At 73.7% G+C, this 20,661-nt stretch carries 16 protein-coding genes and 2 pseudogenes; 10 read left to right on the forward strand and 8 right to left on the reverse strand.

Annotated elements, in window-relative coordinates; genetic code table 11:
- Positions 1-132: 132 nt before the first annotated feature.
- On the reverse strand, positions 133-915 hold the full coding sequence (locus tag B7L92_RS14975) for a DUF8842 C-terminal domain-containing protein (RefSeq protein ID WP_081238021.1): 783 nt from the start codon (positions 913-915) through the stop codon (positions 133-135).
- A gap of 541 nt (positions 916-1,456) precedes the next feature.
- On the opposite strand from B7L92_RS14975, the pseudogene B7L92_RS14980 reads away from it, so the two are divergent.
- A pseudogene (locus B7L92_RS14980) lies at positions 1,457-2,153 on the forward strand (transglycosylase family protein).
- A 71-nt stretch (positions 2,154-2,224) separates the two neighbouring features.
- Here B7L92_RS14980 and B7L92_RS14985 read toward each other — a convergent pair.
- The 3 genes from B7L92_RS14985 to B7L92_RS14995 are packed head-to-tail and all read right to left on the reverse strand — an operon-like array spanning position 2,225 to position 6,335.
- Entirely contained in the window at positions 2,225-2,890 is a 666-nt protein-coding gene (locus B7L92_RS14985; protein ID WP_081238022.1) for an ABC transporter ATP-binding protein, read from the reverse strand.
- Positions 2,887-5,817 carry a branched-chain amino acid ABC transporter permease/ATP-binding protein gene (locus B7L92_RS14990; RefSeq protein ID WP_081238023.1) on the reverse strand — a complete coding sequence of 977 codons (2,931 nt, stop codon included), beginning with the start codon at positions 5,815-5,817 and terminating at the stop codon, positions 2,887-2,889. The genes B7L92_RS14985 and B7L92_RS14990 overlap by 4 nt, the downstream gene beginning before the upstream one ends.
- Before the next feature lie 11 nt (positions 5,818-5,828).
- The gene (locus tag B7L92_RS14995) at positions 5,829-6,335 is read right to left on the reverse strand and encodes a hypothetical protein (RefSeq protein ID WP_081238024.1); all 507 of its coding nucleotides are present in this window, start codon (positions 6,333-6,335) and stop codon (positions 5,829-5,831) included.
- 160 nt (positions 6,336-6,495) lie between these two features.
- Here B7L92_RS14995 and B7L92_RS15000 point away from each other — a divergent pair, with 160 nt between their 5' ends.
- The 3 genes from B7L92_RS15000 (at position 6,496) to B7L92_RS15010 (ending at position 9,026) form a co-directional block, all read left to right on the forward strand.
- The gene (locus B7L92_RS15000) at positions 6,496-7,068 is read left to right on the forward strand and encodes an MTB12 C-terminal domain-containing protein (RefSeq protein WP_081238025.1); all 573 of its coding nucleotides are present in this window, start codon (positions 6,496-6,498) and stop codon (positions 7,066-7,068) included.
- Entirely contained in the window at positions 7,037-8,335 is a 1,299-nt protein-coding gene (locus tag B7L92_RS15005) for an ABC transporter substrate-binding protein (protein WP_081238026.1), read from the forward strand. Before B7L92_RS15000 ends, B7L92_RS15005 begins: the two co-directional genes overlap by 32 nt.
- A gap of 73 nt (positions 8,336-8,408) precedes the next feature.
- Positions 8,409-9,026 carry an HTH domain-containing protein gene (locus tag B7L92_RS15010; RefSeq protein ID WP_255310970.1) on the forward strand — a complete coding sequence of 206 codons (618 nt, stop codon included), beginning with the start codon at positions 8,409-8,411 and terminating at the stop codon, positions 9,024-9,026.
- On the opposite strand, the pseudogene ctaD reads toward B7L92_RS15010, so the two are convergent.
- A pseudogene (gene ctaD, locus B7L92_RS15015) lies at positions 9,025-11,025 on the reverse strand (aa3-type cytochrome oxidase subunit I); the annotation flags it as partial. The gene B7L92_RS15010 and the pseudogene ctaD sit on opposite strands and share 2 nt — an antisense overlap.
- Between ctaD and B7L92_RS15020 the strand changes: the two are divergent.
- Positions 11,015-11,230, forward strand: coding sequence for an I78 family peptidase inhibitor (locus B7L92_RS15020; RefSeq protein WP_004990058.1), 216 nt, complete (start codon positions 11,015-11,017; stop codon positions 11,228-11,230). The pseudogene ctaD and the gene B7L92_RS15020 sit on opposite strands and share 11 nt — an antisense overlap.
- Positions 11,231-11,299: 69 nt before the next feature.
- Here B7L92_RS15020 and B7L92_RS15025 read toward each other — a convergent pair whose 3' ends face one another.
- On the reverse strand, positions 11,300-12,310 hold the full coding sequence (locus B7L92_RS15025; RefSeq protein WP_081238030.1) for a phosphatase PAP2 family protein: 1,011 nt from the start codon (positions 12,308-12,310) through the stop codon (positions 11,300-11,302).
- A 238-nt stretch (positions 12,311-12,548) separates the two neighbouring features.
- On the reverse strand, positions 12,549-13,823 hold the full coding sequence (locus B7L92_RS15030) for a mannosyltransferase family protein (RefSeq protein WP_081238032.1): 1,275 nt from the start codon (positions 13,821-13,823) through the stop codon (positions 12,549-12,551).
- A 249-nt stretch (positions 13,824-14,072) separates the two neighbouring features.
- On the opposite strand from B7L92_RS15030, the gene B7L92_RS15035 reads away from it, so the two are divergent.
- Both B7L92_RS15035 and B7L92_RS15040 read left to right on the forward strand, forming a co-directional pair.
- A complete protein-coding gene (locus tag B7L92_RS15035; RefSeq protein WP_081238034.1) occupies positions 14,073-15,683 on the forward strand; it encodes an MFS transporter in 1,611 nt (536 codons plus the stop codon).
- 102 nt (positions 15,684-15,785) lie between these two features.
- The gene (locus B7L92_RS15040) at positions 15,786-16,976 is read left to right on the forward strand and encodes an acyl-CoA dehydrogenase family protein (protein ID WP_081238036.1); all 1,191 of its coding nucleotides are present in this window, start codon (positions 15,786-15,788) and stop codon (positions 16,974-16,976) included.
- Between the two features lie 46 nt (positions 16,977-17,022).
- Here the strand turns inward: B7L92_RS15040 and B7L92_RS15045 are convergent, their stop codons facing one another.
- Positions 17,023-17,460, reverse strand: coding sequence for a cell division protein SepF (locus B7L92_RS15045; protein ID WP_081238038.1), 438 nt, complete (start codon positions 17,458-17,460; stop codon positions 17,023-17,025).
- A 291-nt stretch (positions 17,461-17,751) separates the two neighbouring features.
- Here B7L92_RS15045 and B7L92_RS40660 point away from each other — a divergent pair, with 291 nt between their 5' ends.
- The 3 genes from B7L92_RS40660 to B7L92_RS15060 all read left to right on the forward strand — a co-directional run.
- Positions 17,752-18,918 carry a DUF5685 family protein gene (locus tag B7L92_RS40660; RefSeq protein ID WP_081238040.1) on the forward strand — a complete coding sequence of 389 codons (1,167 nt, stop codon included), beginning with the start codon at positions 17,752-17,754 and terminating at the stop codon, positions 18,916-18,918.
- 310 nt (positions 18,919-19,228) lie between these two features.
- Positions 19,229-20,137 (forward strand): S1 family peptidase, encoded by a 909-nt coding sequence (locus B7L92_RS15055; protein WP_081238042.1) that lies wholly within the window; start codon positions 19,229-19,231, stop codon positions 20,135-20,137.
- A 207-nt stretch (positions 20,138-20,344) separates the two neighbouring features.
- A partial coding sequence (locus tag B7L92_RS15060; protein ID WP_255310971.1) for an SPFH domain-containing protein occupies positions 20,345-20,661 on the forward strand: 317 nt, incomplete at its 3' end.

The raw sequence follows: 20,661 nt of genomic DNA on the forward strand, positions 1-20,661 counted from the left end.
CCGGGCGCCCGGGGGCGGGAACCGAGGCGAGGGGCTGGCGGCGGGGAACGTCGTATGCGTGCACGTATGTCCAAACGACCCCGTGACGCAAGGGATGCGGCTCCTGTGCGGGTTTCGCCGGTTGCGCGCCGGTCAGATGCCGGCGAGCGGCAGCGCCGCGGCGACCAGCTTCCCGTCGGCCGCGGCCTTGTCCAGTGCGTCGCGCAGCAGGTCCTCGCGCGGCTGGCGGCCGATCGAGCCGACCGGGGCCGCGAACATCAGCACCTGCTGGTGCTTGCCGGCGGCCGACCGCCAGCCCTCGGTGACCTGGAGCGGCTGGTGCGCCTGCCACCAGGCCACCGGCCGGCCGCCGTTCGGGTCCGGCTGGAGCACGGCGTGCAGCTGCCCCGCGGCCAGCAGCACCGACCAGCCGTGCAGCACCGGCGGTACGGCCGACAGCTCGGTCAGCGGCATGAAGCCCTGCTCGATGAGGAGCGGCAGGAAGTCGTCGCCCGCGCCGAGCGAGCCGGGCCGCGCGACCGGCGCGGTCGGCTCCACGACCAGCGCCGGGTGCAGTTCCCCGGCGATCAGGATCAGTCCGCTGGTCACCCCGAGCACGGCCTGCTCGGGCGTGACCTTCTGCGGCCCCGGGGCCGCGGTCTCGCCGCCGATGGACCGCACGGCGCCCTGGAGCTGCTCCTCGGTGACCTGGACGACCTGCGAGGGCAGGCAGGTGGCGTGGGCGAAGGCGAGGACGGCGGTCTCGTCCCCGACGAACAGGACGGTGCTGGTGCGCTCCTGCTCCGGGTCGCCCGGGGTGCGGCAGGAGGTGCAGTCGTAACCGCCCGGGGCGGAATCTCCGGCGAGCAGGCGGTCGGCTTCTTCGTCGCCGATCTCGGCGCGTACCTCGTTGCTGACGTCGAGCATGCGCGGCACGGGTGGCTCCCTCGGGATGCGGTGCGTGGCGAGGCCGGGTGGCTCCCGGCCCGTGGTCCGGGGTGGGTCCCCGGCTCATGAAGAAGACAACGGAGGATCTGTGGCGGGAGTCACGCCCCAGGACGAACGGAATCGAACCATCCGACGCGCACCGTCACGTCCGGTCCGGAACCGGGCACTCATCGTCAACTGCCTGCAGGGTCAATGCTGTTGACGGGGTGAAGTGGCTCACAGATCACCGGGTGGACCGGTCGACAAATCCGGAAATCAGCGAATGAAGTGGGTGGCTGAAAATCGCCGATACCCGGGGTAATGGCGAACTGGCCTGGCACGACGGGGAGTTGGTTGAACCCGACGTCTCGGGCTCCCTACATTCCTCCGCCGTGTGCACCGAGCACCGCCCGGGTACGTCCGCCGACCGCACGACGCAGCACCACCGCACGACCCGAAGGCGGACGGGGCGGGCGCGGCTCCCGCGTCCCACGGCGCGTCGAGCGGCGTCCCGCCTCGGGGGACCCCGGGTCGTCCGGAAGGGACCTCCATGTCCGCATGTGCCGATAACACCCGCCCCACCGCTCGGAAGACCCGTACGACGGCGGTCCTGGCCGGCGCCGCCCTGCTCGCGCCCCTGGGACTGCTGGCCGCCACCGGCGACGCCTCGGCGGCGGACGACGGGGTGTGGGACCGCATCGCGCAGTGCGAGAGCGGCGGCGACTGGCACATCAACACCGGCAACGGCTACTACGGCGGGCTCCAGTTCTCCGCCTCCACCTGGCGCGCCCACGGCGGCACGGCCTACGCCTCCACCGCCGACCGGGCCACCAAGGCCCAGCAGATCGAGATCGCCGAGAAGGTCCTCGCGGGCCCAGGGGTGGGGCGCCTGGCCGACCTGCTCGGCACGCGCGGGGGCGTCCGGGAGCGCACCCGCGACGGGCCCGGTGACCGCGAAGGAGAACCCGGCGAAGACCTCGAAGTCCTCCGGGGCCTCGGGCTCTTCGGGTTCTTCGAAGTCCTCCGGGGCCTCGAAACCGTTGAAACCGTCGAAGACGCCGGCGCGTTCGGCGGGGCACGTGGAGCGGAACGCCTCCCGGGGCGACTACACCGTCCGCGCGGGTGACACGCTGAGCGGTATCGCCGCCCGGCACGGCACCACCTGGCAGCGCCTGTACGCCGCCAACAAGGGCGCCGTCGGGGCCGACCCCGACCTGATCGTGCCCGGGCTGCGGCTCGCGCTCTGAGCCGCTCCTCGCCCGGGGCACGGGTCCCGTCCGGTCCGGTCGACCGGGCGGGACCCAGGGCGTTCCGGGCGTCACGCGCGACCGGCGGAGCGGCCGGGGAGGCCGAGTTCGCCCGCCTCCCCGGCGAACACCACCGCGCCCCGCCGCAGTTCGTACACCACGGCGGAGCGGTCGCGCAGGGCGGACGGCAGCCGCTGCTCGGCGACGACCACACACGCGTCGAGCGCGGCCAGCAGCGCGTACGTACGGGTCGCGACCGGGGGCGACATGCCCTGGACCGGCTCGTCGACGAGCACGACGCGCGCGCGTGCCGCCAGTGCCCGGGACACGGCCAGCATCCGCTGCTCGCCGCCGGAGAGGGTGCCGGCCCGGCGCTCCAGCAGCGGCCGCAGCTGCGGATAGGCGTCGAGCGCGGCGGCCGGGTCGGGGGAGGCGAGGGCGAGGTTCTCGCGCACGGTGAGGGAGCCGAACACCGCCCGACGCTCCGGCACCAGGCACAGGCCGCGCCGGGCCCGCTCGTACGCCGGCACACCGGTCACGTCCACGCCGTCCCACACCACCGCCCCGCCGGACAGCGGCACGATGCCGGCCAGCGCGTGCAGGGCGGTCGTCCGTCCGGAGCCGTTGCGGCCCAGCAGCACGGTGAGGCCGGGGCCCGGGGCGGCGAGCGTGACGCCGTGCAGGGCCTCCAGGGGGCCGTAGCGCACGCGCGCGTGACGCAGGGAGAGGAGGGTCACGGGCCGCTCGCCTCCTCCGGGGTGCCGAGGACACGACCGGGCGGCCCGGAGGCGACGATCCGGCCGGCCGCCATGACGTGCACGACGTCGGCGACACCGGCGACCAGGTCGAGATCGTGCTCGACGACCAGGAGCGCCATGCCGTCGGCGGCCAGGGCCCCCAGGATCCGGGCCAGCGCGGCGACCTCGGCGGTGTCGAGACCGGCGGCGGGTTCGTCGAGCAGCAGCACGCGCGGGCCGGCGGCGAGGGCCCGGGCGAGCTCCACGCGGCGCAGCGTCCCGGTGGGCAGCCCGGCGGCGGGCAGCGCCCGTACCGGCCCGTCGAGCCCGAGCAGCCGCAGCGTCCGCTCCACCGCGCCGGCGTCGCGCACCCGGCCCTGCTCGGCACCGACGCGCACGTTCTCCGCGACGGTCAGCGTCGGGAAGACCGCCAGGCGCTGGAAGGTCCGTGCGATGCCGAGCCGGGTGCGGGAGTGCGCGGGCATCCGCGTGATGTCCCGCGCCCCGAACCGGACCGACCCCCGCGCGGGCCGCACCGTCCCCGCCAGACAGTGGAACAGCGTGCTCTTGCCGGCCCCGTTGGGGCCGACGACCGCGGTCACCCGACCGGCCGGAAGCTCGAGATCCACACCGCCCAGCGCGGTGAACCCGCCGTAACGGGCGTACAGGGCGCGGGCCGTGAGGACGGGGGAGGAAGCGGGGGCCGCCCCAGGTGCCCCCGCGGGCCGGACCGCGGGGGCACCGGCCGTCCGGCGCGGTACGGGAGGCGGGCCCTCCGGGGCGGCGGGCGCCCGCCGTCGGCCCTCCGGGGCCCCGCGCGTCGCGCCCTCCCCGGGCGGCCGCCCGAAGGCGTCCTCGGCCGACGGGGGAGCGGGGGACCCGTCCCGCGCCCCGCGGCCGGCCCGCCCGCCGGTGGCCGCGGACCGGTCGGCCGGCCGGCCCGGGGCGCGTCGCCCTTCCGGCGTCCCCTTCCCCCGCGGGTTCCCGCGTGTGCTTCCCCGTGCGCCCGTTCGAGGGCCGGCGCCCGTCGCCGTCGCTCCCGTCGGCACCGGGGCGGCCGCCGACCCGGTGTCCGGCCCGCGCAGCAGGCGGCGCACCCGGGCTCCCAGCGGTGTCGGCCCCGCCGGCCCGCCCGGTCGCAGCCGCCCCGCCGCCGCGCGCAGCGTTGCGTACGGGCCGCCCGGGAAGCGGCCCACCAGAACCGCCAGGACACCGATCACGGCCGCCGCCACGCCCCCGCGGGTGCCGGCGTCCAGGCCGACCAGCAGCGCCGCGGCGAGCAGGGCTCCCAGGGCGCTGTCGGCGCCCAGGACCACGACCGCGGCGAACCACAGCAGGCTCCGGACGGGGTCGTACGCGTCGGGGTCGAAGGCGCGCAGTCCCATGCCGAGCATGCCGCCGCCGAGCGCGGCCAGGGCGGCGCCGCAGACGAAGGCCAGGAGCTTCAGCGACGGCACCCGGACGCCCGCCGCCCGCGCCCCGGACTCGTGGTCGCGCATCGCCGCCAGGGCGCGGCCCGTGCGGCCCCTGCGCAGCGCCCGGACCGCCGACAGCGCGCACCCCAGGAGGACGAGTTCCAGGACGTAGTACGCGCGGTCGTCGTCGAAGCCCGCCGGACGCCCCAGGGACAGGCCCGACGTGGCGTACGGCTGGTCGAAGACGAAACGGCTCACGCCGACGCCCACCGCGAACGTCGCCAGTGCCAGCGCGAGCCCCCGGCGGCCGATCGCGGGCCAGCCCGTCAGCACCCCCAGCGGGGCGACCAGGACGACCGCCGCCGCGAGCGCGGCCAGCTCCGGCAGCCGGGGGAGCCCGGGGAAGCGGCCGGCCGCGAGCAGGGCCGTGAACAGGGCGCCCAGGCCCGCGTACGCCGCCTGTCCCAGGGAGATCTGACCGCCCCGGCCGGTGACCACCACCAGGGACAGCAGCACCACCCCGAGGGCGGGCACCTGCACCGCCGTGTGCAGATCCCGCCCGGCGAAGCCCAGCGGCAGCAGGAACAGCACCCCGGCCACGATCCAGGCGCCCGGCGGCGCCGGCGTCCGCGCGGTGGCCGTGCGCGGGAGCGCGTCCCGGGCGCCGACACCGGGCAGCGCCAGCGCGGCGATCAGCAGGGCCACGACGAACAGGTTGGCGCCGACCGCGTGGAGCAGCGGCTCGCCCCACCCCGACGGGTGCAGCCGGGTCAGCTGGCTCTGGGCCACCCCGACGCCCAGCGCGACGGCCACCGCGACCGTCAGCGCGCGCATCCGCGCGGCGACCGCGACCGCCACCACCTCCATCACGAGCAGCGGCAGCCCGTACGGGTCCAGCCGCACGTACGGTGCCAGCAGCACCCCCGTGAGCCCCGCCGTGAACGAGCCGAACGCCCAGCCCGCGGCCGCCACCCGGTCCGCGTCGACCCCGCCGAGCACGGCCAGCCGGCGGTCGTCGACGACGGCCCGCAGCTCCCGGCCGAACCGCGTCCGGCGGATCACCGTCGCCACCGCCGCGCCCAGCACGGCCACCACCGCGAGCTGCCCCCAGGGGTCCGCCGGCACCAGCACCGGCGCGTCGTCCCGCGCCCCCGGCCCCCACAGCAGCGCCGCACCGCCCACCAGCAGCACGAACACCCCGATGGACGCCACCAGCGCCCGCGCCGGGTCACCGCCGAGCACCGACAGCGGCCGGAAGACGAACCGCTCCAGCACCACACCCAGCCCCGGCGCCACCACCAGCAGCGTCAGCGCGGCCGCCCACCACAGCGGCCAGCCCCACTCGACCACGCACCCCCGCAGCACGTAAGCGCACACCATCGCGATCGCCCCGTGCGCGAAGTTGAGCACCCCGGTGGCCCGGTACGTCACGATCAGGCCGATCCCGGAGAGCGCCGCGGCGGCGCCCACCGACAGCCCGGCCAGCGTGAGGTCGTACGTCAGGGAGGACATCGGCGAGGACGTCAGCCGTCGGCGGGTTCGGCGGGTTCGGGAGGTTGGGCGGGTTCGGGGGGTTCGCAGATCGGGCAGGGCCCCAGCCCGGCGCCCGCCACCAGGTTCGCGTCCACCGCGACCGCCTCCGTCTTCCCCGTGACCAGCGGGCAGTCCGCGCGGTGCCACAGCGTCCCGCCCGGCACCGCCAGCAGCTCGTCGCCGACCGCGACCGGCGCGCCGCCGGCCCGTCCGGACCCGTCCGCACCGGTCGGCTCCGCCGCCACCAGCAGGCCGTGCAGCTCCTCCACGCGCGCGGCGGCGAGCGTGTCCCGGCCGTGGGCGAGCAGCACCGCCCCGGCGACGATCAGCGCCGCGCCGGGGATCGTGCAGGAGGCCAGGTAGGGCAACTGCCGCTCGGCGTACCGCTCGCCCGAGACGCCGTACCAGCCGACGACGCACAGGACCGCTCCCGCGGCGAGCGCGGCCCAGCCCGCCCACAGGACGGGGTGCGCGGCCCGCAGTCGGTTTGTCCGCATCCTGGCTCCCACGTGTCGGATGTCCGTACCTGTCCGTGCTTGTACGTAGCTGTCCGTCGATGTCCCCGATCGGTCGATGGGTTGCACTATGCCCTCTGGGAGCCGACCCTGAAAACACCGGGCGCCCACGGCCCGGACCGACACCCGGTGGTGAGCCCAGATGGTTCTCGGCAGCGACCTCAGGCGGGGGAACGCGGGAGGACGCGGCCCCCGGACGGTGGGGCGGGGCGCGACGGTCACGACCGCCCTGCTCCTGGTGCTCGGCCCGGCCCTCGCGGCGTGCGGCGACGACGGCGGGGGCGGCGGCGGGAGCACGCCCCCCACACCGTCGGCGGACCGGACGACGAGCGCGCCGGCCAGCGCGCCCGCGGACCGGGCGGCGGCCGAACAGGAGATCCGGCAGAACTGGGAGAAGTTCTTCGCCCCCGGAACGTCCCTGGACGACAAGAAGGCCCTCCTGGAGAACGGCGAGCTGCTGGGCCCCGTGCTCGAGGCGTTCAGCGGTGACGAGCGGGTCGGACAGGTCGAGGCGAAGGTCACCGAGGTCACGTTCACCTCACCGACCGAGGCGGACGTGCAGTTCGCCCTGATCCTCAAGGGGGCCACCGTGCTCCCGGACGCCTCCGGAACGGCCGTCGAGCAGGACGGCACCTGGAAGGTGTCCGCCAAGTCCCTGTGCGCCCTGGTGCAACTGAGCGGCGATGGCTCGGCTCCGGCGGTCCCGGGCTGCTGAGGCGCTCGCCGCGGCCGTGCTGCTCGTCCTGACCGCGGCCTGCGGCAGCCGCCTGCCCGAGAGCGACTTCGAGGGCGGCGACCACGCCTCCGCGCCCACCCGGAGCACGGCCGGGCCGGTCCGCGTGGGCATCATCACGAGTGCCACCAGCCCGGTCGGCGCCGGAGCCTTCACCGGTCCGCGCGACGGCGCCCGGGCCTACTTCGAGCGGCTCAACGCGCGCGGGGGCATCGACGGCCGGCGCGTCGAGGTGCGCCTGTGCGACGACGGCGGCAGCGGCGCGGGCAACGACACGTGCGTGCACAGGCTCGTCGACGAGGAGAAGGTCGTCACCCTGGTGGCCACCACCGCCCTGGACTACGCGGGGGCCGCCCGCGTCTCCCGCGCGGGCGTGCCCGACATCGGCGGCCAGCCCCTCGGCGCCGCCTACGACACCTACCCGCACCTGTACGGCATCTACGGCAGCGAGGCACCCCGGAACGGCACACCCGGTTGGGACGGCAAGCTGTACGGCGGGACCGAGGTCTACCGCTACTTCAAGCGCGAGCACGGCGCCCGCACGGCCGCCGTGGTCTCCTACAACCAGTCCGCGTCCGCCGCCTACGCCCGCCTGGTCGAGCGGGGCCTGAGGACCGAGGGCTACCGGGTCGTCACCGAACAGGTCGACTTCGCGCTGCCCAACTTCCGCGCGGTGGCCGCCGACCTGAAGGAGCAGGGCGTCGACCTCGTCTTCGACGCCATCGACGGCCACGGCAACGCCCGTCTGTGCGCGGCCATGGACGACGTCGGCGCCCGGGTCACCGCCAAGGTCACCAACGTGCAGAACTGGACGTCCACCGTCGCCGAGGACTACAAGGACGCCCCGCGCTGCCGCAACGCCCTGTGGGCCACCGGCTCCAGCCGCAACTTCGAGGACACCGGCCACGCGGCCGTACGGGAGTTCCGGGACGCCACCGAGGACCTGAGGACGCACTCCCAGTGGCAGCTGGAGGGCTGGGCCGCCGCTCGCTGGTTCACCGACGCGGCGAAGTCCTGCGCCCCGGAGGGCATCACGCGCGGATGCGTCGACGGCCGGGTCGAGCGCGCCGACGGCTACACGGCGGGCGGCCTGCTGCTGCCCGTCTCCTTCCGGCCGTCGCCCGAGCCGCCGGGGACCGGCAGGACCTGCCTGTCGGTGGCCCGCTGGCGGGACGGCGAGGGGTGGGTCACCCAGGGCGACATGAACCGCACCTGCTTCGACGTGCCGCAGCTCGCCTACGAACCCTGACCCCCCGCCCAGGGCGCCCCGGCCCGCGTTCAGGACAGCGGCTGTCCGCGACGACCGGCAGGCTCGTCCCACGGTGGAGACCTCCGCACGTCTGCTGCGTCTGCTGTCCCTGCTCCAGGCCCACCGCGAGTGGTCCGGCGCCGATCTCGCCGAACGGCTCGGGGCCGGCCCCCGTACCGTGCGCCGGGACGTGGAGCGGCTGCGGGGACTCGGCCACCCCGTCGACGCCGGCCCCGGCACCGGCGGCGGCTACCGGCTGGGCGCGGGCGCCGAGCTGCCGCCGCCGCTGCTGGACGACCCGCGCGAGCCGCCCGCCGGGGACCTGGCGGCCTACGTCTCCCGGGGCGTCTCCACGCACGTGTACGCCTCGCACGCGGTGAGCCGGCTGCTGGTTCCCGTCGAGGAGGCGGCCGGGCGGATCTCGCCCTCCGAAGGGACGCTCGAGGCGGAGGGACCGGACAGCTGCGTCCTGCGCACCGGCGCCGCGAGCCTGGACGTGATGGTGCTCCACGTGATGATGCCCGGCTTCGAGTTCGAGGTGCGGGAACCGGCCGCGCTGATCGACGCGGTCAGGACGGTCCGCGACCGGCTTGCTCGCTCCCCGGCTCGGGCTGGGGCGTCACGGCCGCGTACTCGGGATGGTGCAGGTCGAACGCCGGGGACTCCGAACGGATCCGGGGCAGCGTCGTGAAGTTGTGCCGGGGCGGCGGGCACGAGGTCGCCCACTCCAGGGAGCGGCCGAAGCCCCAGGGGTCGTCGACCTCGACCTTCTCGCCGTACCTGGCGGTCTTCCAGACGTTGTAGAGGAACGGCAGCGTCGAGATGCCGAGCAGGAACGCGCCGATGGTGGAGACCGTGTTCAGCGCGGTGAAGCCGTCCGACGCGAGGTAGTCCGCGTACCGGCGGGGCATGCCCTCGGCGCCCAGCCAGTGCTGCACCAGGAACGTGGTGTGGAAGCCGACGAACAGCGTCCAGAACTGGATCTTGCCGAGCCGTTCGTCGAGCATCTTCCCGAAGAACTTCGGCCACCAGAAGTAGAACCCGGCGAAGGTGGCGAAGACGACGGTGCCGAAGACCACGTAGTGGAAGTGCGCGACCACGAAGTACGAGTCCGTCACGTGGAAGTCCAGGGGCGGCGACGCCAGGAGCACCCCGGTCAGCCCGCCGAACAGGAACGACACCAGGAACCCGGTGGCCCACAGCATCGGTGTCTCGAAGGACAGCGAGCCCTTGAGCATGGTGCCGGTCCAGTTGAAGAACTTCACTCCCGTCGGCACGGCGATCAGGAAGCTCATGAAGGAGAAGAACGGCAGCAGCACCGCACCGGTGGCGAACATGTGGTGCGCCCACACCACGACCGACAGCCCGGTGATGGCCATCGTGGCGCCGACCAGCGTCAGGTAACCGAACAGCGGCTTGCGGCTGAAGACCGGGATGATCTCCGTGACGATGCCGAAGAACGGCAGCGCGATGATGTAGACCTCGGGATGCCCGAAGAACCAGAACAGGTGCTGCCACAGGATCGCCCCGCCGTTGGCCGAGGCGAAGACCTGCGAGCCGAAGCGCCGGTCCGCCTCCAGCACCAGCAGCGCCGCCGCGAGCACCGGGAAGGCCAGCAGGATCAGGATCGACGTGAACAGCGTGTTCCAGGTGAACAGCGGCATCCGGAACATCGTCATGCCGGGGGCGCGCATCCCGATGATGGTGGTGAGGAAGTTGACCGCGCCGAGGATCGTGCCGAACCCGGACAGGGCCAGTCCCATGATCCACAGGTCCGGGCCCAGACCGGGCGAGTACTGCATGCTGTTCAGCGGCGCGTAGGCGAACCAGCCGAAGGCCGGCGGGCCCCCGGTCACCAGCAGCGAACCGAGCACGATCAGGCCGCCGAAGAGGAACAGCCAGTACGAGAACATGTTCAGCCGTGGGAAGGCCACGTCGGGCGCGCCGATCTGCAGCGGCATCAGCTCGTTGGCGAACCCCGCGAAGCTGGGGGTCGCGAACAGCAGCAGCATGATCGTGCCGTGCAGCGTGAACATCTGGTTGAACTGCTGGTTGTCGACGATCTGCAGTCCGGGCCGGGCCAGTTCGGCGCGCATCACCAGGGCCATCACCCCGGCGATCAGGAAGAACACGAACGACGTGACCAGGTACAGGTGGCCGATCTTCTTGTGGTCGGTGGTGGTCAGCCAGTCGATCACCGCCCGTCCGCGCCGCTGCCGGTGCGCCGGTCGCGCCGTCCGTACGGTCTGCGTCCCCATCGCTCGCCCCTTCGCTCGTCGCGCACCGGGCCCGCCCGAGCCCGCGCCCCACGTACCCCGGGCCCACGCCATGATGCTCGCCCCGTGTGCGCTCCGACAGAGGGCGTGGCGGATTGTGTGACGGATCCGAGTGTTTTCTGTGCGTACCGGCTTCCGTGGGCGTGCGCGGCGGTGAAAGCGAATGGGGTCCCGGGACACGTTCCCCGGAACTTTCCGCCGGGGTGAAACACGGTCGTGGCGTGACACGCGGGAATTACGTTCGATTGCCTGCAAAAAGAGTACGGAATCGCCCGTCCGGGTGACGACCGCCCGGGTAAACGTCTGTCGTGATCCTGTGACAGAAGCGTGACCGCGGGGGGACCCGGGCAGGTGTTCCCGGGGCGGGCTTCCCCGCCCACCGGGCAGGGCATAGCGTGGCGGTATGGCACCCATTCCGACGCCCTCCGCGGAGCCCCACGACAGTCCGGACGCCTATGTCGGCCTCGCCGCCGACCGGGCCGAGCGCCTCGCGCGCGAGCGCGGCTGGTCGACGGTGCGGGCGCTGCCGCCGGGGGCGATCATCACCATGGAGTACCGCGTGGGCCGGCTGAACTTCGAGGTGAGGGGCGGCCGGGTGGCGCGTGCCTGGAAGGGCTGAGACACGGCTTCGGCCCCGGTTCCGCGGGGAACCGGGGCCGGGGTGTGCGTACCGGAGGGGAGCCGTCCGTCAGGGGCGGGTCGCCGAGGTGGTGCCGCGCGGGTGCCGCTCCGCGTGCTGCGGGCGGCGGCTGCCCCCCGGGGTGACCGGGGTGCGCTCCGCGCGGGTCGTGTGCGGGCCGGGCGCCAGGTAGACGTGCGTGCGGGAGGGCGCGCGGCCGGTGGGGACCGGCTCGGGGGCCGCGGTCTCCCCGTGGCCGGTGAGCGGTTCCAGCACGACCGGCGCCCCGGCCGGCTGCACCGGCGCCGGCGCCGTACGGCCGCGGTGTGCCTGACGGCGGTGGCGCAGGGCGAGGATCCGGGTCTCGGCGCGGGCGATCAGCGGCTCGAACCAGGGCAGCGCGAGCAGGATCAGCAGGCCCGCGGCCCAGCCCAGCAGGACATCGCTCAGCCAGTGCGTACCGATGTAGACGGTGGACAGCCCCACGCCGAGCGAGGTCACCGCGGACAGGGCGGACAGCCAGCGGCGCGCTCTCCCCGTGGAGGCCAGATAGGCCAGGATTCCCCAGGTCACCACGGCGTTCGCGGTGTGGCCGCTGGGAAATATATCGCCGCCGAGCCACATCTCGTTCGAGCCGATCTCGGTCGCGTAGTGCGGTCCGAGCCGTCCCATGCCGTACTTGGCGGCGCCGACGGTGACGTTCAGCAACAACAGGGAGACGCCGAGGGCGAGCAGCGGGCGCAGCGTGTGCTGCCGCCAGGAACGCCAGCCCAGCCAGGCCGCGACCATCACGGCGGTCGGGCCGCGCTGGCCGAGCACCACGTAGTAGTCGACGAAGGCGTGGAGCTCGGGCCACTGCTGGTAGGGGCGGAAGAACATCACCTGCCAGTCCAGCCGGACCAGCCAGGAGGTGATCACCACGGCCCACACGATCGCCAGGTAGAAGGCCAGGGTGGCGCCGAAGAGCACCACCCGGTGCCGGCTCATCCGCGGCACGCCGATGTGAGCCGGCCGTTCCGGCTCACGATCCAGCCTCGAGAACACCCGGTCCAGACGGGTGGGCTTCCGTTTGGTACGCACCCAATCGACGTTACAGCGAGTGAGTGGGGATCCCCGCCGAATCAGCGGCTCCGTGATGACGATGTGATGTGGCATTCCTCTCAGGCGGACGTTTATTTCCCGTGAATCCGTAATCTCCCGGGCGCTGCGCCCTTCAATTCCTTTGATCATTCGGGGGCAGGGTTTTATCGTGCTTTCGAATTCGTTCACCGGGGCCCGGCGCGGAATTTTCCCGGTGCTCATCGGCCGTCCGGGCGTATCAGGGCGGGCCGGAGCCGTTCAGCCAGAGGGCGCCGTACACCGCCGAGGCCACCGCGGCCGACCCGACGACCAGCGCCGACCTGCGGGTACGCAGCCGGGCCAGGGAGAGGGCGAGGGGCAGCAGCAGGGGGAAGGCGGGCAGCAGCAGACGCGGTTTGGAGCCGAAGTAGCTCGACGCGCACAGGGCGAGCGCGGTGACGACCCCGGCGTACACCAGCAGCGGCAGCGGCTGGCGCTGCCGTACGCAGATCACGTACAGCCACACCACCAGACCGACCCCGAGCGTCAGTCCGAGCCCCGCCGGGACGGACGGAAAAGCCGTGAACTTCTCGGCGACGAAGCGGGCGAAGGCGTACCCCCCGTCGAACCCGTTCCGCCATCCGGCCTGTACGTCGAGGTACCCCAGCGGCCCGGTTCCGGTCCGGTGCCCCACCCACAGAACGTAACCGGCGGCGCCGAGGGGGGCGAGGAGCATGCCGAGCGCTCGGCGCGGGCGGACGCCCGGGGCGCCTGCGCCGCCGACCGGGGCGCTCGCGAAGGCGCGGGCGCCGTCCGGTGCCGTGGCGCGCCGGGTCGCCGGGCCGTCGAGGGCGCCCGGCCCGGTGCGCGCGCCGTGCGGCGCGGGCGCGCTGCGATCCCGCACGAACGAGACGGCCCCCGCCGCCCAGACCGCCGCGACCACCGCCAGCCCCACCGGCCGGGTCAGCCCGGCCAGGCACGCCAGGACCCCCGCCGTCACCCAGCGGCCGGTCAGCACGGCGTACAGCGACCACGCGGCGAGCGCGGTGAACAGGGACTCGCTGTACGCCATCGACTGCACGATCCCGACCGGCAGCACCGCCCACAGCAGCACCGCGCACACCCCGGCCCGGGGCCCGTACACGTGGTCGGCCACCGCGAAGATCCCCCAGGCCGCGGCGAGCGAGGCGAGCAGGGAGACGACGAAGCCCCCGTCGGCGTACGACAGCGGGGACACCGCCGCCACGAGCCGTTCCAGCCAGGGGAGCAGAGGGAAGAACGCCAGGTTGGAGTGCACGTCGCCGTTCGGGAGCCGTACCTCGTAGCCGTACCCGAGCTCGGCCACCCGCGTGTACCAGAGCGCGTCCCAGCGGGCGGTCAGCAAGGTGTACGCGTCCTTGCCGCGCGCCTGGCTCCACAAGGCCAGGGCGAACAGGCCCAGGACACGCACGGCCGCGTACCCGAGGAGGGCCGGGGCGGCCCGGCGCAGTGCTCCGACGCGGGCCGTGCCGGCGCACGTGTCGAGATCGATCACGGGCCCGATTATCGACCGGGTGCCGCACCGGGCCGCCCGCGCCCCGGAGGGGAGTGGTGTACGCCACACCGATCCGCCGCACGGGTGAGAGGCCCGCCACTCGCCCCGGGCCCGCACTCGCGTACGCTGACGTGTCACTCGCCGTCCGTCGCGCCGGCCGGAGACCGCCGCTCCTCTCCGGCCGAGCCGCGGGGAAGTCCCCACCCCGTGGATCCGCCGACGGCGAGGGAACATCTGGGAGGTACGCACATGTCCGGGACGACCACGGCCTCCGCCGCACCGCGCGGTCGGTCGGCCGGGGCCGGGGCCAACCGCTGGCTGGTGCTCGTCGTCCTCTGCGTCAGTCTGCTGCTGGTCGCCGTCGACGCCACCGTGCTGCACGTGGCGGTCCCCGCCGTCACCGAGGACCTCAGGCCCGGTGCGGTGGAGCTGCTCTGGATCGTCGACGCCTATCCGCTGGTCTGCGCCTCGCTGCTGATCCTGTTCGGCACCCTGGGCGACCGGGTCGGCCGCAGGCGCGTGCTCCTGTTCGGCTACGCCCTGTTCGGCATCGCCTCCGGCATGGCGGCCCTCGCGGACAACCCCCCGGTGCTGATCGCGGCACGGGCGCTGCTCGGCGTCGGCGGCGCGATGATCATGCCCGCGACGCTGTCCATCCTGCGCCAGGTCTTCCCGGACCGGCGCGAACGGGCGCTGGCCATCGGCGTCTGGAGCGCGGTCGCCGCGGTGGGCGCGGCGGTCGGACCGCTGATCGGCGGGTTCCTGCTGGAGCACTTCTGGTGGGGCTCGGTCTTCCTGATCAACATTCCGCTGATGCTGGTCAGCCTGCCGGTGGGGCGGATCCTGCTGCCGGAGTCGAAGGGCGACGGCGACGGCCCCTGGGACGTGGTCGGCGCGCTGCTGGCCGCCGCCGGACTGTTCGCGGCGGTCCTCGGCGTGAAGCGGCTCGGCGGCGGCGAACCCGTCACCGGTGTGTGGACCGTCCTGCCGCTGCTCGCGGGCGCGGTGCTGCTGTTCGCCTTCGTCCGCCGCCAGCGGCGCCGGACGCACCCCCTGGTCGACCTGCGGATGTTCGCGCGGCCGGCGTTCAGCACGTCGGTGGGGTGCATCGTGCTGGCGATGCTCGCCCTGGTCGGGCTCGAACTCATCGCCGCGCAGTACCTCCAGCTCGTGCTGGGGCTCTCCCCGCTCGAGACCGGACTGCGCCTGCTGCCGCTGACCGTCGCGGCGATGGCGGCGGGCCTGGCGGGCGCGCGCATGCTGCGCCGGTTCGGCCCGCGCCGCATGGTCTGCGCCGGCTTCTGCCTGACGGCCGCCGCGGTGGTGTCCCTGACCGCGATGGGCGGCGAGGACAACGCCCCGCTGCTGTTCACCGGCTTCGTCCTGCTCGGCTTCGGCCTGGAGACCACCCTGTTCGGGGCCTACGAGTCGATGCTCAGCGAGGCGCCGCCGCAGCAGGCCGGCGGGGCGGCGGCGATCGGCGAGACCTCGTACCAACTGGGCGCCGGCGTCGGGATCGCGCTGCTGGGCAGCGTGATGAACGCGGCCTACGGGCCCGGCACCGCCGGCGTGCCCGGGGTGCCCGCGTCGGCGTCCTCGGCGGCGTCGCACTCGCTGGGCGAGGCGTACGAGGTGGCCGACCGGCTCGGCGGACCCGCCGGGGCCGCCCTGCGCCAGGCGGCGCGCCACGCCTTCGTGCACGGGCTGCACGTGACCCTGCTGGTGAGCGCGGGCCTGCTGCTGGTCGGCGCCGCGATGGCGCTCCGGCTGCCGCGGGCGATGCAGTGCGAGACGGCCGCCGTGGAGGTGCCCGCGCCCCGGGAGGCCGCGGAGGCGCGTGTCTCCGGGCTGAAGGTGTGAGCCGTGCCCACCGGAGCGGGGTGGACGCGCGGAGGACCGCGTCGTAACGTCGGCCCGAGCCGTGATCAGCAGCGCCAGGCGGCGCGTCCCGGAGGGTGCCCCATGTCCGCGTCCGCGAAGTTGCCCCCCTTCGACCCCGCCGACCCCCTCGGCATCGACGACCTCCTGGAGCCGGAGGACCTGGCCGTCCGGGACACCGTGCGCGCCTGGGCCGCCGACCGCGTGCTGCCGTACGTCGCCGACTGGTACGAGAAGGGCGAGCTGCCGGGCATCCGGGAACTCGCCCGGGAACTCGGCGGGATCGGCGCGCTCGGCATGTCCCTCGACGGCTACGGCTGCGCGGGCGCGAGCGCCGTCCAGTACGGGCTCGCCTGTCTGGAACTGGAGGCGGCCGACTCCGGGATCCGGTCCCTGGTCTCCGTGCAGGGGTCCCTCGCGATGTACGCCGTCCACCGGTTCGGCAGCGAGGAGCAGAAGCAGCGGTGGCTGCCGCGGATGGCCGCCGGTGAGGTCATCGGCTGCTTCGGCCTCACCGAGCCCGACCACGGCTCCGACCCCGCCTCGATGCGCACGTACGCCAAGCGCGACGGCGGGGACTGGGTGCTCAACGGGCGCAAGATGTGGATCACCAACGGGTCCGTGGCCGGGGTCGCCGTGGTGTGGGCGCGGACCGACGAGGGGATCCGCGGGTTCGTGGTGCCGACCGACAGCGCGGGGTTCTCGGCGCCCGAGATCAGGCACAAGTGGTCGCTGCGCGCCTCCGTCACCAGCGAGCTGGTGCTCGACGACGTGCGGCTGCCCGCCGACGCCGTCCTGCCCGAGGCGACCGGGCTCAAGGGCCCGCTCAGCTGTCTCTCGCACGCCCGGTACGGGATCGTCTGGGGCGCCATGGGCGCCGCGCGGAGCTGCTTCGAGGCGGCGGTCGACTACGCGAAGTCGCGGGAGCAGTTCGGGCGGCCCATCGGCGGGTTCCAGCTGACGCAGGCCAAACTCGCCGACATGGCGGTCGAACTGCACAAGGGGATCCTGCTCGCCCATCATCTGGGGCGGCGCATGGACGCCGGCCGCCTGCGTCCCGAGCAGGTCAGCTTCGGCAAGCTCAACAACGTCCGCGAGGCCATCGACATCTGCCGTACGGCCCGCACGGTCCTCGGCGCCAACGGGATCTCGCTCGAGTACCCGGTGATGCGGCACGCGACCAATCTGGAGTCGGTGCTCACCTACGAGGGCACCGTCGAGATGCACCAGCTCGTGCTGGGGAAGGCGCTCACCGGAATCGACGCGTTCCGGTAGTCCCGGCCGACCGGGGCCTCACGGGGAGGCCGGTGAGCGGCCCGCCTCAGCTCTGGTTGAAGAAACCGTCCGACCGGTGCGCGGCCGACTCCCCGCTGACGACCACGGTGTCGGCCGGGCTCAGCAGGAACACCCGGCTGGACACCCGCTCGATGGAACCGCGCAGACCGAAGATCAGGCCCGCCGCGAAGTCGACGACGCGCTTGGCGTCGGCGGCGTCCATGGCGGTGAGGTTCATGATGACCGGAATGCCGTCGCGGAAGAGTTCGCCGATGGCGCGGGCGTCCCGGAAGCTGTCCGGGGTGACCGTGGCGATGCGGCGGCCCCTCTCCTCGGCGACGTCCGACGCCACCTTGACCCGCGGATCGGTGACCCAGGCGTCCCCGGGCTCGGTCCCGTCGGAGTAGTCGTCGTCGTAGTAGCGCTCGTCTTCGTTGTCGTCGACGAGGCCGAGCCAGGCACTCGCCTTGCGTACCGATCCCATGGACGCCTCCTCTCACAGCAGTCTTTCTTGCTTTCCGCATCCCTATGGTCGTCCATGATGCGGATGGCGCGCCAAGCGGACAGACGCCGAGCGGGGGGTTTGTGACGGTACTGGTGCACAGCTGATCCGTCGAGAGTCCGTGTTTCCCAAGGGTCTTGGTGTAAACGGATGCTGACTGTGAGTGAAATATGATTCTTCGCTGCGTATGGGTGATGGACGGTGCGTACGGGTGAACGCGGCGGCCGATACGATGCGCCCGCTCAACGTCGCACAACCGTACGGGGGAATGTCGTGTTCGGAATGGTCAGGCCCTGCAGGCATCGGCTCGGTGAAAAACTCACGGCCCAGTGGACGGCGCATCTGTGCGGGCTGTGCCTCGCGCTGCGCGGGGACCACGGGCAGTTCGCGCGTGTCGTCACCAACTACGACGGGCTCCTCATATCCGTCCTGACGGAGGCTCAGGACGGCCGCGCGGAAACGGGTCGACGCACCGCGGGGCCGTGTCCGCTGCGGGGGATGCGCACCGCGTCCGTCGCGCACGGGGAGGGCGCGCGGCTCGCGGCGGCCGTCTCCCTCGTGCTCGCCTCCGCCAAGCTGCGCGACCACGTCGCCGACGGGGACGGGCTGCTGGCGCGCAGGCCGGTGGCGCTCGCCGCGCGCCGGGTCGCCGCGGGCTGGGACCGGGCCGGGGCGCGGACCGGCGCCGACGTCGGGTTCGACACCGCCGTCCTCGTCGACGCCGTGGACCGGCAGACCGGCATCGAGACCCTCGCCGGGCCCGGCACCCCCCTCCTCACCGTCACCGAACCGACCGAGACCGCGACCGCGGCGGCCTTCGCGCACACCGCGGTGCTCGCCGGCCGGCCGCACAACGCCGTGCCGCTCGCCGAGGCGGGGCGCCTCTTCGGACGCCTCGCACATCTCCTGGACGCCGTGGAGGACAGGGAGGCCGACGCCGCGTCGGGCGCCTGGAACCCGCTCACCGCCACCGGCACCCCGCTCACGGAGGCCCGCCGGCTCGCCGACGACGCGGTGCACGGCATCCGGCTCGCGCTGCGCGAGGTGGAGTTCGCCGACGGGGGTCTCGCGCACCGGCTGCTCGTCCATGAACTGCCCAACTCCGTCCGTCGCGCCTTCGGTACCGTCTCCTGTGCCCACGCTCCCGGTCCCTACGCACCCCCCGGCGCACCCGGCGCCCCCGGCGCCCCGCCGCCTCCCGGGCCGCCGCACCGCGACCGGCGCGGGCTGCTCGCGGGCTGCGCCGTGTGGCTGGGGCTGGCCTGCACGTGCCAGATGTGCTGCGGCACCTACGAGGACCCCTGGTCGCGGGAGCACAAGCAGGGGCTCTGCAGCCACTGCGGAGACTGCTGCGAGTGCTGCGACTGCTGTGGCAACTGCTGCAACTGCTGCAACTGCTGCAGCGAGGACGGCGGCTGCGACTGCGGCTGCGACTGCTGAGCGGCGGCCGCGCCCCGGCGGGCTATACGGAGGGTCGAATTCCGGACACGCCCGGGGCACCCGGATTCGCCTTCGCCGCAGCTACCGCCGGTGATCCGACCCCACGTCACGGGCCAAACCTCCACAGGTGGTTCAAAGGTTGACGGCCGAAAGGCACCCTTGCGCCGAACGGTCGGTCGGCCGAATACTCGCCCACAGCGCTTGTCAGGGGCACGGCGTGTTCGGAATCCGGGCACGTGGTTCCCTGGCTGCGCCTCACGGGCCCACAACCCCACGAGGGCCCCCTACTTCCTTTGTGGAGGAACGAGAAGTGAGGATCAAGCGCACCACCCCCCGTAGCGGCATCTCGAGACGGACCCGGCTGACCGCCGTCTCCGCCGGCCTCGTGGCCGCCGCAGCGTTCGCGATCCCCAGCGCGAACGCGGCCGACACCCCCACCACCTTCAGCTCCGCCGAGCTCAAGAGCGTCAGCGGCTCGGTGCTGAAGGCCGACATCCCGGGCACCGCCTGGGCCGTCGACAGCAAGACCAACCGGGTGCTCGTCACCGTCGACAGCACGGTGTCCCAGGCCGAGATCAACAAGATCAAGCAGCAGGCCGGGGAGAACGCCGAGGCGATCACCATCAAGCGCACCCCGGGCACGTTCAGCAAGCTCATCCAGGGCGGCGACGCCATCTACTCGAGCACCGGCCGCTGCTCCCTCGGCTTCAACGTCCGTGCCGGCAACGGGACCGAGTACTTCCTGACCGCCGGCCACTGCACCCAGGGCTCGAGCACCTGGTACTCCAACTCCGGCCGCACCACGGTGCTCGGCTCGACCGCCGGCTCCAGCTTCCCGGGCAACGACTACGGCATCGTCCGGTACACCAACTCCTCGGTGAGCCGGCCCGGCACCGCCAACGGCGTGGACATCACCCGCGCGGCCACCCCGAGCGTGGGCACCACCGTCATCCGTGACGGCTCCACCACGGGCACGCACAGCGGCCGGGTCACCGCCCTCAACGCCACCGTCAACTACGGCGGCGGCGACATCGTCTCCGGTCTCATCCAGACCACGGTCTGCGCCGAGCCCGGTGACTCCGGCGGCCCGCTCTACGGCAGCAACGGCACCGCGTACGGTCTGACCTCCGGCGGCAGCGGCAACTGCTCCTCCGGCGGCACGACCTTCTTCCAGCCGGTGACGGAGGCCCTGAGCGCCTACGGCGTCAGCGTCTACTAGGACCGGTCACCGGGGTCGGCCCGCACCACCGGCCCCCTGTGTTCCGCCTGCAGCCGGCAGCAGGACGAGCCCCCGCACACAACCGATGTGCGGGGGCTCGCCCGTGCCCGGGTCGGGGGCTACCGTCGAAGGACGCACCAGGACGCGCCGGGCGGCACCGGACGCGTGGGATCACCTGATGCGCCACTTCGGACCCTGGGGGCCGTGATGGTCGAGGAGTTGGTGACGGCGGGAGTGACGGCGGCGTCCGCCGGAGCGGTCTACGCGATGGCGGCGGCGCGGGTCGTCAAGCAGTACGAGCGGGGCGTGGTGCTCCGGCTCGGCCGGCTCCGCCCCCAGGTGCGCGGGCCCGGATTCACCATGATCGTGCCGTTCGTGGACCGGCTGCACCGGGTGAACCTGCAGATCGTCACGATGCCGGTGCCGGCCCAGGAGGGCATCACCCGGGACAACGTGACCGTGCGGGTCGACGCGGTGGTCTACTTCAAGGTGGTGGACGCCAGCGCGGCGGTCGTCAACGTCGA

The organism is Streptomyces viridosporus, from assembly GCF_002078235.1.
Classification (GTDB): Bacteria; Actinomycetota; Actinomycetes; order Streptomycetales; family Streptomycetaceae; genus Streptomyces; species Streptomyces viridosporus.

Excerpts from the sequence above, each read along its gene's own strand:
- B7L92_RS15035 (WP_081238034.1), top strand. The coding sequence starts at position 14,073 with ATGTCCGGGACGACCACGGCCTCCGCCGCACCGCGCGGTCGGTCGGCC.
- B7L92_RS15045 (WP_081238038.1), bottom strand. The coding sequence starts at position 17,460 with ATGGGATCGGTACGCAAGGCGAGTGCCTGGCTCGGCCTCGTCGACGAC.
- B7L92_RS14990 (WP_081238023.1), bottom strand. The coding sequence starts at position 5,817 with ATGTCCTCCCTGACGTACGACCTCACGCTGGCCGGGCTGTCGGTGGGC.
- B7L92_RS15000 (WP_081238025.1), top strand. The coding sequence starts at position 6,496 with ATGGTTCTCGGCAGCGACCTCAGGCGGGGGAACGCGGGAGGACGCGGC.
- B7L92_RS14995 (WP_081238024.1), bottom strand. The coding sequence starts at position 6,335 with ATGCGGACAAACCGACTGCGGGCCGCGCACCCCGTCCTGTGGGCGGGC.
- B7L92_RS15005 (WP_081238026.1), top strand. The coding sequence starts at position 7,037 with ATGGCTCGGCTCCGGCGGTCCCGGGCTGCTGAGGCGCTCGCCGCGGCC.
- B7L92_RS15020 (WP_004990058.1), top strand. The coding sequence starts at position 11,015 with ATGGCACCCATTCCGACGCCCTCCGCGGAGCCCCACGACAGTCCGGAC.
- B7L92_RS15040 (WP_081238036.1), top strand. The coding sequence starts at position 15,786 with ATGTCCGCGTCCGCGAAGTTGCCCCCCTTCGACCCCGCCGACCCCCTC.